Below are 11,715 nucleotides of genomic sequence, written 5' to 3' on the forward strand. Positions count from 1 at the left end.
AGAAATGTTCTTTTTATGTAGAAATGTTAAAATTAATAAATTTATAATGAAAAAAAATAAAAAAAGTGGTATTATTAATAGTAATTAATATGTTTAGAAAAAATAGGAGAATTATGAATAAAGCGCAAGAATTTAGAAGGTTAAAAAAAAGAAAAAAAATTATTAAAAGATTAGTTATATCATCAATAATAATCGTCACGGCAACTATAGTTTTTATTTATAAAGCACCAATATTTAATGTTAAGCAAATAAATTTTACTGGTATTACAACAGTTAATGAAAAAGAATTACAAGATGGATTAAAAGATTACTTAGGAAAAAATATATTTACTGTAGATTATAAAGAAATACAAGAAAAAATATTAGCAAATCCATATATAAAAGAGGTTAAAATTAATAAAAAAAGTAATGCTATTTTAAATATATCAATTAAAGAAGGTAAAGTAGCTTACTATATACAAGAAGGTGAAATTTATAAAGCTATAACTAATGATGGCTTTTATGTAGAACAATTAAAAACATTAGAGGGTAGAAATCTAGTTAGTATAATTGGTGCAAAGGATAATGGAAAAGAAGTTGGACAAAAAATAATAGATGATGAAAATACAAGTAAAATTTTAAATGCCTTTCATCCAATTATTAAATCTGATATTTCAGAGCTTAGAATTGAAAGATTAGATATATCGGATATTTTAAATATAAAAGGATATATTAAAGGGGTAGAAATATTATTTGGAGATGATGAAGATTTAGTAAGAAAGAATGATAAAGCTGGGAAGATTGATAAAGTACTTAGTATTTTAGAACAAAAAAATATACAAAAAGGATACATAGATGTAAGTTTTGATGGACCACCAGTGGTGAAAATTGAATCTTAGGAATCTGAAAAAAATAACAAATCAAATATTCTGAGGATATTTTATGATAGGTGACTAACTTAACCTTGGCATAGATAGTTTAGGTAAAGGTTGGTTTGATGAAGAATAGTACAAAATAGACCAGAAGTTGATTAATTATTTTTTAACACTCACTTAGTAAGGGGGAGAAAATGAGAAAATCTACATCGCAAATTGTTGTTGCAATAGTGTGTGCGCTACTAGGGTTTTTGCTAGCGTATCAATTTAAGTTATTAAATAAAAGTGAAAAAAATAATTTGAATCAACCCAATTCAGATATTATATCAGAAATAGAAGGTCTTAAAAAACAAAAAGAAGAACTTGTGGAAAATAATACTAAGCTTTTAGATGAACTTAAAAAAATAGAAGAAGCTGCATCTGAAAATGGGAAAGTAGAAGGCGAAATAAAGAAAAATCTTGATAATTCTAGAATGCATTTAGGTGTTGTAGATGTAATAGGACCTGGAATTATAATAACACTTAAGCCTAAAACTGATATATTTGGGGGAAATGCAAATGATACTAGTAAAGGAATAAGTAATATTGAACTAGTTCACATTGTAAACCTTATGTGGTCTTCAAGGGCAGAAGCTATTTCAATAAATGATTTTAGAATAACACCACAAACTGGAATTATATTATCAGGTAATTTAATTAAAATAGGCTCAGCTGGACAACAAATAAATCCAAAAGAGCAAATTGTTATAAAAGTTATAGGTGATAAAGGTAATTTAAATGCAGGAGCAACCTTTGGAGGAGCACTTGATTTTGGGCAACTAAAAATTTATAATAGTGATATAAAACAAAGTGAAGATATATTAATAAATAAAACTACACAATCATTAAGAACTGATTTTGTAAAACCTGTAAAAGAATAGGGGAGGGAAGATATAATGATTGCATTTATAGGCCTGTTAGTAGGAATCCTTTTAGGGTTATTAGTAGATATAAATATACCAAATGCATTTTCACCATATATGTCTGTTGCTATTTTAGCATGTTTAGACTCTGTGTTTGGAGCAATGCGTGCATCAATATCCAAAAATTTTCAAGCTGACATATTTTTATCTGGATTTTTTGGTAACGCAATACTTGCAGCTGGGCTTGCATATTTAGGTGATAAACTAGGAATACCGATATATATTGCAGCGGTAATAGTTTTTGGAGGAAGAATTTTCAATAACTTTGCAGTTATTAGAAGATTAATGATAGAAAAGGCGAGATCACATAAGAGAGGTGATTAAGTGAAGAATATAAGTGGGAAAATAGTAGCGTTTATAGCAACCTTAATTATAGGTTTTATAATTGCAATAAATATAAAACTAAATAAATCACCTGCCATTAAGCAATTAAGTGCCAAAGAATATAAAGATACAATAGATGAAAGAAATAAATTGTTTAAAGACTTAGAAACATTAAGAACTGAAAATGATTATAGTAAAGATAAGATAAATAGTTATACACATGATGATAAGAAACAAGAAAAATTAGTTAAAGATATGTTAGCTCAAGTAAATGATTATGGGATGATAACAGGACTTTTACCTGTAAAGGGGCAAGGGATAGTTATTAAAATAGAAGAGGCTTCATATAAAATTTCAAGGGATATATTTCATAATATTGATGCAGCTATGGTGTTAAATGAAATTAGAGCGGCAGGAGGGGAAGCTGTTGCTTTAAAAAATCATAGAATAATACCAACTACATCAATAATATGTGATGGGCCTTTTCTTGAATTTGATAATAATGCAACAGAATATTCTCCATTTTGTTACTATGTTATAGGAAATCCAGAACAGTTAAAGTTAAAGTTAACTAAAGAAGGAAGCTATATAAATGAACTAATAATTCGCAAATTGAAAGTAGAGATTGAAGTGAAAGAAGAGATTATTATTCCGTCATCTACTCAAAGTTTTGATCCTGCATTTATGAAGGAAAATAAAATTAAATAAAAACTTAAAAAAATAAAGGTAAATCGGTTTTTTTGAAGAATATAAACAATAGCAAATATTTCTTTTAAGGAGGAGATGCTTTGGGTATTAAAAAAAATATACAAAACATACAAAAAGAAATACCAAAAGATGTAACATTAATAGCAGTATCAAAGACAAAACCCTTAGAGGATTTATTAGAAGCATATGATTTTGGCATTAGAGATTTTGCCGAAAATAAAGTTCAGGAATTAGTATTTAAAGAAGAAAATTTTCACAAAGATGTTAGATGGCATTTTATAGGTCTATTACAAACTAATAAAGTAAAACATTTAGTAAATAAGGTTCACTTAATACATTCGCTTTCAAGTATTAGTCTTCTTTTAAAGATAGAAAAGGAATTTCAAAAAGCAGATGAAATTGCAAATACTTTAATTCAAATAAATATTGGTAAAGAAGAAAGCAAAAGTGGAATATTAGAAGAAGAATTGTTAGATTTTATAGATATAGTTGAGAAGTGCAAGTTTGTAAAAGCAAAAGGATTAATGGTTATCATCCCAAAGGGGAATGATGAAATTAATAAATGTTATTTTAATAAAACAAAAAAAATATTTGATGAGCTTAAGGAAAAAAAATATAAAAATATATCAATGGAAATATTATCAATGGGAATGTCTAATGATTATAAGGCAGCTATTGATGAGGGCTCAACACTGATAAGAATTGGAACAGGAATATTTGGAACAAGAAACATTTAGGGGGAAGTAAAAATGGCAAATATGTTTGGAAAATTTAAAGACATTATAGGATTAGGTGAGTACGAAGAAGATTTTGATGATGTAGACGCTGTAGAAAATGATGAGAATATAGATCCTGTTGAAACAATGATACAGTCTCAATCAACAAAGGGAAACAAAGTAGTTAACATACATTCAGCAGCAACAGCTAAAGTAATGGTAACAAAACCAACTAATTATGATGATGCAAGAGAAATTTCAGAAGCTATAAAAGGCAGAAAAATAGTAGTAGTAAATGCAACAGGCCTAGAAACTAAAGTAGCTCAAAGATTAGTAGATTTCATAAGTGGATCATGTTACGTATTAGGAGCACAATTACAAGAAATTGAGCAAAGAGTATATTTATTATCACCATCAAATGTTGAGGTTACAAGTGAATTGAAAAATGAATTAAGTTCAAAAGCATTATTTAACTGGAATAAGTAGGAGGCGTTTATTATAAATATAATAGTCATATTTGTACAGTTATTAAGTGGATTGGTAGAAACAACAATATTAGTTGAAATAATATTGTCATATATTCCAAGCATTAGGGAAAAATCTTTATTTCAATTACTAAAATCTTTTAACTTTCCTATTTTAGAACCTTTTAGAAGATTACAACAAAATTTATTTGGTATGAATAGAATAGATTTTTCTCCTATACTTGCAATATTATTTATAGGCTTTGTTAGAAAATTTATATTTAAGATGCTATTATAATGATAAGTCGAGATTATGTAATTAAAGCTTTCTCTAAGGATGAAAGCATGGAAGCTTTAAGAGTATATGATAAATTTAGATTAGCTAGTGAAAAGGATATTACTGTATTTACTAATTCATTTTTGCCACCAAATATTTGGAAATATTACTATGGAAATTTCAATAGTAATACATTTAAAGTGGAGACAAATGGCTTTTTTCAAGAGTGTGAAAGAAGAGTAATAGCATTTAATAATTTATATGAAGCTGAGTATCCTGTAGTAATGTTATTAATAGAAAGTAATTCAAACTTCAGCGAATTGAATCATAGAGATTATTTAGGCTCAATTCTTTCCTTAGGAATAGAAAGAGAAAAGATTGGTGATATAGTTATAGATAAAAATAAAGCATATGTACCTGTAATGGATGATATATGGACTTATATTTACAATAATCTTACTACAATAGGAAAAACTCCAGTTACAGTAAGTGTTATAAAAAAATATGATGATGTTCCAATAGTTAAGTTTCAAGAGATTGTAATTATAGTCTCCTCTTTGAGAATAGATAATTTTATTTGCAAATTAGCGAAAATATCTAGGGGGAAGGCTATAGATCTTATTGAGACAGGTAAAGTTTTAGTTGACTATGGTAAAGTGAAAAGTAAAAGCCAAGAGATATCAAAAGACACAAGAATAACTATTCGAGGAATTGGAAAGTTTATTGTGGGAGATGTTATAGGCGAAACTAAAAGTGAAAAACAAAGAGTTATAATAAAAAAATACACATAATTTATAGAGGTGATAGTATGAAACTTACTCCAATGGATATTAATAATAAAGAATTTAAAAAAGTTTTAAGAGGCTATAAGTCAGAAGAAGTAGATGAATTTCTAGATGAAGTAGTTGAAAATTACGAAGAAGTTTTTAAAGAAAACTCAAGATTAAAAGAAAGTCTATCAAGATCAACAGAGCAAATAGAACATTATGAAAAAATAGAAAATACTATTCAAAATACACTTTTATTAGCACAAAATGCTGCAGAGCAAGCAAGAGAAAATACACAAAAAGAGGCAGATATAATACTTAAGAGTGCTAATGATACTGCACAAAAAATATTAGATAAATCTCATAGTGATGTAATTCAAATTAATGATGAGTATGAGAAGGTTAAACAAGAATTTATTAAATTTAGAGCTAAGTTTAGAAATTTTATGAATACTCAAACTCAAACATTTAATGAATTAGAAAGAGAATTAACTAAAAATTATAATGTTTCTAAACCAATAGAAGAATTAGAATTAATTGAAGAAAAAGGTATTGAACTTTCAAATAGCAATATAGAATATATTAAAGAAGAAGTTTATACAGATGATATGGACGAAATAAAAAGCTTTTTTGCAAAGAAATAATACATAAAAAAAATCCGTATTTTACGGATTTTTCTTTTTGAGCATATAATATATTTAATGTATTGAGTAACTTTGATTAATATATTATAATGTGTTGAGAATTAAAATATTAAGAATTGGAGATTTAACATATGGAAGAATTAAATTTTATAATAAATGAAGAAAATAAAGGGGAAAGAATCGATAAATATATTTCTAATATAATAGACGGAAAATCAAGATCATTTTTAAAAGGGCTTATAGATAATGGATCAGTAACTGTTAATGGAAAGGTTCAAAAGAGTAATTATAATGTGAAATGTGGAGACAATATAACTGTTGTTATGCCAGAGCCAATGATTTTAAATGTAACCCCTGAAAATATTGAGCTAGACATAGTTTATGAAGATGAAGATCTAATAGTAATAAATAAACCAAAGGGAATGATTATTCATCCAGCTCCGGGAGTGTATACTGGAACATTAGTTAATGCATTACTATATCATTGCAAAAACTTATCTGGCATAAATGGGGTTATAAGACCTGGAATTGTACATAGAATTGATAAAGACACTACAGGTATAATAGTAGTAGCTAAAAATGATGAGGCTCATGCTTTTCTTTCAGATCAATTTAAAGAACATACTATTAAAAGAGAATATTATGCTTTAGTAGAAGGAAAATTTATGAAAACAGAAGGTTCTGTAGATAAGCCTTTAGGAAGACACAAAAGAGATAGAATAAAAATGGCTATAACATCAGATGGTAAAAGAGCAGTAACTCATTATGAAGTTTTAGAACAATATGATAATGGAACATCTCTTGTAAAGTGTAGCTTAGAAACAGGAAGAACACATCAAATAAGAGTACATATGGCATCTATAAGTCATCCTGTAGTTGGAGATACTATTTATGGACTAAAAAAACCAAGATATAAGTTAGATGGGCAAGTATTACATGCTAAGACACTAGGGTTTATACACCCAACTAAAAAGGAATACATGGAATTTAATTCAGAATTACCAAGTTATTATGAAGACATATTAACTAATTTAAGAAAATAATAAGGTATATTAAAAAATAATAGTCCGAGGTGAGCTGTATATTGATTAGCTATTTTTTGAAGGTGCCTAAGGGGGAGTTATAATGATTTTAAAAGCAAATCTTCTAGATGAAAAAGCAGTTAGAAGAAGTTTAGTAAGAATTTCACATGAAATTATTGAAAAAAATAAGGGCGTTGAAGAATTAGTTCTAGTTGGAATTAAAAGAAGAGGATACCCACTTGCAGAAAGAATAGGAGCTCACATTGAAAGTATTGAAGGTGTTAGTGTGCCTGTTGGTTATGTTGACATATCTTTATATAGAGATGATATAACTGAAATAAAAGATATGCCAAAAGTTAATAACAGTGACCTAGGGGTCCCTATTAAAGGGAAAAAAGTAATTTTAGTTGATGATGTACTATTTACCTGTAGAACAGCACGTGCAGCTATTGATGCTATTATTGATGTCGGAAGACCACAATCAATACAACTTGCTGTACTTATTGATAGAGGGCATAAGGAACTACCTATAAGAGCTGATTATGTAGGGAAAAATATACCAACATCAAAATCAGAGATTATAGCAGTTGAAATAGAAGAAATAGATGGAGTAGATTCAGTTAAAATTTATGAAGGTACCGTAATATAAGGCACTTTGTTTAATTACTGCTTATTATTTTAAAAAGTGTAAGGGAGCTTCAAAAAAAACTAGTCAGCTCCCAAATCAACATAAAAGGAGTAAAAAATGGAATATAATTTAATTGCAACAACTACCTTTGGATTAGAGGCTATAACAGCTAAAGAACTTAAGGCTTTAGGATATGAAAATTTACAAACGGAAAATGGAAAAGTTTATTTTTCAGGAGATGAAATGGATATTGCAATCGCGAATATTCATGTAAGAACTTCTGACAGAATATTAATAAAGATGGCTCAGTTTGAAGCTAGATCATTTGAAGAATTATTCCAAGGAACTAAAAAAGTTAATTGGGGTGGTTTAATACCAAAGGATGGAGTAATGCATGTTGTTGGTAAATCAATAAAATCTACTTTACATAGTGTTCCAGATTGTCAATCAATTGTAAAAAAAGCTATTGTTGATAGTATGACTAATTCTTATGGAATAGAGCGATTTGAAGAGTCAGGTCCAGTATATAAAATAGAAGTTGCTATTTTAAAAGATGTTGTTACATTATCAATAGATACTTCAGGACCTGGACTTCATAAAAGAGGGTACAGAGAAGTTGCAGGAGCCGCACCTCTTAAAGAAACATTAGCAGCCGCTATGGTGCTAATATCAAGATGGAAGGAAAGTTTTACTCTTATAGATCCATTTTGTGGTTCAGGTACTATTTTAATAGAAGCTGCAATGATAATGCAAAATATTGCACCTGGATTATGCAGAAGTTTTGTATGTGAAACTTGGCCAACTATGGGGAAAGAAATGTTTGAGCAAGTTAGAGATGGTGCAGAAAAAGCTATAAAGAAAAAGGATATTAAATTAATTGGTTATGATAATGATGAAAATGTATTAAGAGTAGCTAGAAATAATGCTATGAAAGCTGGAGTAGCTAATTATATAGATTTCCATAAGAGAGATTTTGAAACATTCTCAAGTAATGATAAATATTCATTTATAATTACTAACCCTCCATATGGTGAAAGACTTGGAGAAAAGAGTGAGATAGAAGAACTTTATAGAATATTTGGAATATATAAAAATAAGTTAGATAATTGGGATTTCAATATATTAACATCACATGAGAGTTTTGAAAATATATTCGGAGTTAAATCATCAAAGAATAGAAAACTTTATAATGGAACTATAAAATGTTACTATTATCAATATTTTGATAATAAACTTATTAAAAATAATGGTGATATGGTAATTAATAATATTTAATTATAATTTAAAAACAGAAAAAATATTTAGGCAGTTAGAAAGTGATTAGTTCACTTTCTAACTGCCTAATTTTTAGTATATAATAAAAAAATGATTATATTTGAGTTAATGTTTCTATTAATTTAGTATAGTAACTAGGTTCAGTATAAAGACTATAGTTGGTATGATAAATAACCATACCAGGTTTTGAACCATTAGGTTTTTTTAAATTTTTTACTAAAGTGTAGTCAACAGGTACTTTAGTAGAATTTTTAGCTTTACTATAAAAGGCGGCAAGTATTGCAGCTTCTTCTATAGTTTTATCAGGAACATGTGGGGCAGAAACTATAACATGAGATCCTGGAATATTTTTTGTGTGAAACCATAGATGATTATTACTTGCAAACTTCAAACTTAAATAATCGTTTTGAAGGTTGTTTTTGCCAACATATATATCTAAACCATCAGAAGATATAAAATGAAGAGGTTTAGATGATCTATCCTTTTTACCATTTTTATTAGTTTTCTTAAATCTTACATAACCAGTTTCTATAAGTTCATTTTTAATATCATTTATTTCAACGTAGTTATCACAATTTTGAATATTAGTAAAAACAGAGTTTAGATATTGGAGCTCACCATCATTTTGCTCTAACTGATAAATAGCAGATTCTTCAGATTTTTTATATTTATTATATTTTTTATATAATAATTGAATGTTTTCAGAAGGGGATTTAAATTCATCCAATGGAATTGTTAAATATTCCTCTTCTTCACTATAAAAATTAAGAAGATTAGCTTCTTTGTCACCTTTCTTGAGAGTATAGATATAGGAAGTTAATAAGTCACCCTTTATTTTAAAAGATTCTTTTTCTTCACATTCTTTTAACATATTATAAAGTTTTTTAGATTTTTTATTACACCTATCTATATTAGTTTGAATTAATCTTTGCAAATCTATAGATTTACTATTTAAACGTTCTTGTTTATCGCGAATAAGAAAAAATTCTTCTAAAAGTTCACTAGGGTTCTCAAAAGTTAAAACAGAATAAGTATTTTCTAAAGTATCTAATGGAAGACAATAAAAATCTTTATATAATGAATCTGTTTTATAAATCCTGTATGAAAAATTAGTTTCTAAACTTGAAATAAAATTGTTAATAAAATTATAAAGTTCATCAATAGAAAAATTTTTATTTTCTTTTGATAGAGAATTATAAAGATTGTAGGATAAAGGTTTACTTATTCCAGTAAATACGTTAGTAAAAACTAATTCAGACATACATATATCATTAGTAGAAAAATAGTCTTTTAAGTTATCTAATGTAAAATCAAAAGGATTAAGTCTTGATGAAGCTGGTGGATAAACATAATTTACACCAGGATAAAGGACTCTAAAACTATTTATATCAGGTGTTATATGTTTAATGCATTCCATAACTTTATTATCACGCTCTCGAATAAGAGTTATATTACTATGTCTACCCATAATTTCTACAATTAAAAAGTATTTACTATCAAAACCTAATTCATCAGTAGACTCTATATTAAGCTTTAATATACGATCTCCACTTAGTTGTTCAAAGGAAGTTATTTTTCCGCCAATTAGATATTTCCTTAAAACCATAGTAAAAGTTGAAGCCTTAAGAGGATTAACTTTATTTGTGTTTGTAATATGAATTCTTGGAAATTTAGAAGATGCAGAAATTAATAATTTTAAATTCTTTCTATCTTTTCTAAAAGTTAGAATTATTTCATCCTTTTCAGGTTGATTTATCTTATCGATTTTGGCATTTAAAACTAAATTTTTTAGATTATAGACCAAGCCATGCAAATAGATACCATCTAAAGCCATATTTATCACCCTTTCGTTAGAAATTAACTAAGGCTAGTATAACATTTAATTTGTATATTTATCAATGGCAGGATGTCTATAGGTAATATAAAAAATAGAAGTAATATAGACTATTGTGTTAGTATAAAATGAGATATATAATATAAAAGATAATAATAATATAGATGGGGATTTAAAGTCTATATTATGAAGAAAATTAAAGGATGTCTAATGTTAGGAAAGAGGTAATGAGATGAAGATTAATAGCAAATATGTACTACTAATAAGTAGTATGTTATCTTCATGGTTATTTATAAGTGGGTGTAGCAATACTTTGGAGGCTCCAAGTGGAAAAATTATATTGCTAAAGGGAGCAATAGCTAGAGAAGAAAATGGTAATCATACAAATTATAATTTAACTGAAGGTAAGTATAATAAATTAGAAGTTGATAAATCAGTAGCAGCATATGATATAATTAGTGGGAATTATATCTATGAAAAAGAAGGTAGTGCCTTTATACATTATAAAGATGAAGATATGAAGATATTGGATAAAAACATTATCAATCCTAAATTATCTTCAGGAGGCGATTATTATTCGTATTTTAAAAAAGATAAATATATGCAATTAGTTGTTAAAAGTCTTAAAGATAATAAAGAAATAGAAATTAATACTAATGTTGCAATTTCAGGTAATTTAATGGATTGGAGTAATAATAATATTATCTATTATGGAATAGATGAAAATAAAACAAATGGAATATTCTCTTATAATATAAGTAATGGAAAAGAAGAACTTATTTACAAATTAGAAAGTGGATATTTAGAATTTTTAAAAGCTTCAAAAGACGGTATAGTATTTTTACAAGGGTCATTATCTGGTAAAAAAATTCTTAAATCAATTGATAAAGAAAAAAAAATTAAGGTTATAACAGATGAAATTGTTGAGTTAAAAGATATAGAAATTAGTGAAAAAGGAATATTCATATTAGGTAAGATGAAGGATAATAATCATTCAATTTATGAAGTTAAAGACGGCAAAGTTAATAGAATAATTTATGATTTTCCAAATATAGTTCACTTAGAAAAAGGTTTATCTTCAGATGAGAATGGAAATGTACTTTTTATAGGGAGTACGGATAGTTTTGAAAAAGAAAAAATATATATCTATGAAGATGGATATGTTAAGGTATTAACTAATGACAATTTTAAATATTACTTTGTAGATATTAAATAGATTATAAGAGCTAGAGGTTAGTTT

At 27.0% G+C, this 11,715-nt stretch carries 14 protein-coding genes; 13 read left to right on the plus strand and 1 reads right to left on the minus strand.

The window, feature by feature from the left end; translation table 11 throughout:
* Positions 1–113 precede the first annotated feature (113 nt).
* The 12 genes from BLS77_RS02855 (at position 114) to BLS77_RS02910 (ending at position 8,641) form a co-directional block, all read left to right on the plus strand.
* Complete coding sequence (locus BLS77_RS02855) at positions 114–878, plus strand: cell division protein FtsQ/DivIB (protein ID WP_175490746.1); 765 nt, start codon at positions 114–116, stop codon at positions 876–878.
* Between the two features lie 170 nt (positions 879–1,048).
* Entirely contained in the window at positions 1,049–1,774 is a 726-nt protein-coding gene (locus BLS77_RS02860; protein ID WP_089965634.1) for a DUF881 domain-containing protein, read from the plus strand.
* A gap of 15 nt (positions 1,775–1,789) precedes the next feature.
* Positions 1,790–2,140, plus strand: coding sequence for a small basic family protein (locus BLS77_RS02865; protein ID WP_089965636.1), 351 nt, complete (start codon positions 1,790–1,792; stop codon positions 2,138–2,140).
* Positions 2,141–2,848: a DUF881 domain-containing protein gene (locus BLS77_RS02870; protein WP_089965639.1), complete on the plus strand. Its 708-nt coding sequence runs from the start codon at positions 2,141–2,143 to the stop codon at positions 2,846–2,848.
* Between the two features lie 80 nt (positions 2,849–2,928).
* A complete protein-coding gene (locus tag BLS77_RS02875) occupies positions 2,929–3,585 on the plus strand; it encodes a YggS family pyridoxal phosphate-dependent enzyme (RefSeq protein WP_089965640.1) in 657 nt (218 codons plus the stop codon).
* A gap of 12 nt (positions 3,586–3,597) precedes the next feature.
* Complete coding sequence (locus BLS77_RS02880; protein ID WP_089965643.1) at positions 3,598–4,050, plus strand: cell division protein SepF; 453 nt, start codon at positions 3,598–3,600, stop codon at positions 4,048–4,050.
* Positions 4,051–4,101: 51 nt separating this feature from the next.
* Positions 4,102–4,326: a YggT family protein gene (locus BLS77_RS20705; RefSeq protein ID WP_175490747.1), complete on the plus strand. Its 225-nt coding sequence runs from the start codon at positions 4,102–4,104 to the stop codon at positions 4,324–4,326.
* The gene (locus tag BLS77_RS02890; RefSeq protein ID WP_089965648.1) at positions 4,326–5,096 is read left to right on the plus strand and encodes a YlmH family RNA-binding protein; all 771 of its coding nucleotides are present in this window, start codon (positions 4,326–4,328) and stop codon (positions 5,094–5,096) included. Before BLS77_RS20705 ends, BLS77_RS02890 begins: the two co-directional genes overlap by 1 nt.
* A 17-nt stretch (positions 5,097–5,113) precedes the next feature.
* Positions 5,114–5,716 (plus strand): DivIVA domain-containing protein, encoded by a 603-nt coding sequence (locus BLS77_RS02895; RefSeq protein WP_089965650.1) that lies wholly within the window; start codon positions 5,114–5,116, stop codon positions 5,714–5,716.
* A gap of 131 nt (positions 5,717–5,847) precedes the next feature.
* Complete coding sequence (locus BLS77_RS02900; protein ID WP_089965652.1) at positions 5,848–6,759, plus strand: RluA family pseudouridine synthase; 912 nt, start codon at positions 5,848–5,850, stop codon at positions 6,757–6,759.
* Positions 6,760–6,841: 82 nt separating this feature from the next.
* Positions 6,842–7,387 carry a bifunctional pyr operon transcriptional regulator/uracil phosphoribosyltransferase PyrR gene (gene pyrR, locus BLS77_RS02905; protein ID WP_089965654.1) on the plus strand — a complete coding sequence of 182 codons (546 nt, stop codon included), beginning with the start codon at positions 6,842–6,844 and terminating at the stop codon, positions 7,385–7,387.
* Between the two features lie 96 nt (positions 7,388–7,483).
* Positions 7,484–8,641, plus strand: a complete 1,158-nt coding sequence (locus BLS77_RS02910; protein WP_089965657.1) for a THUMP domain-containing class I SAM-dependent RNA methyltransferase — start codon at positions 7,484–7,486, stop codon at positions 8,639–8,641.
* A gap of 94 nt (positions 8,642–8,735) precedes the next feature.
* Here the strand turns inward: BLS77_RS02910 and BLS77_RS02915 are convergent, their stop codons facing one another.
* A complete protein-coding gene (locus tag BLS77_RS02915) occupies positions 8,736–10,475 on the minus strand; it encodes an Rqc2 family fibronectin-binding protein (protein WP_089965660.1) in 1,740 nt (579 codons plus the stop codon).
* A 232-nt stretch (positions 10,476–10,707) separates the two neighbouring features.
* Between BLS77_RS02915 and BLS77_RS02920 the strand changes: the two genes are divergently transcribed.
* Positions 10,708–11,691 carry a hypothetical protein gene (locus BLS77_RS02920; RefSeq protein ID WP_089965662.1) on the plus strand — a complete coding sequence of 328 codons (984 nt, stop codon included), beginning with the start codon at positions 10,708–10,710 and terminating at the stop codon, positions 11,689–11,691.
* Positions 11,692–11,715: the final 24 nt, after the last annotated feature.

This window comes from Clostridium gasigenes, assembly GCF_900104115.1.
In the GTDB taxonomy this organism is placed as follows: domain Bacteria; phylum Bacillota; class Clostridia; order Clostridiales; family Clostridiaceae; genus Clostridium; species Clostridium gasigenes.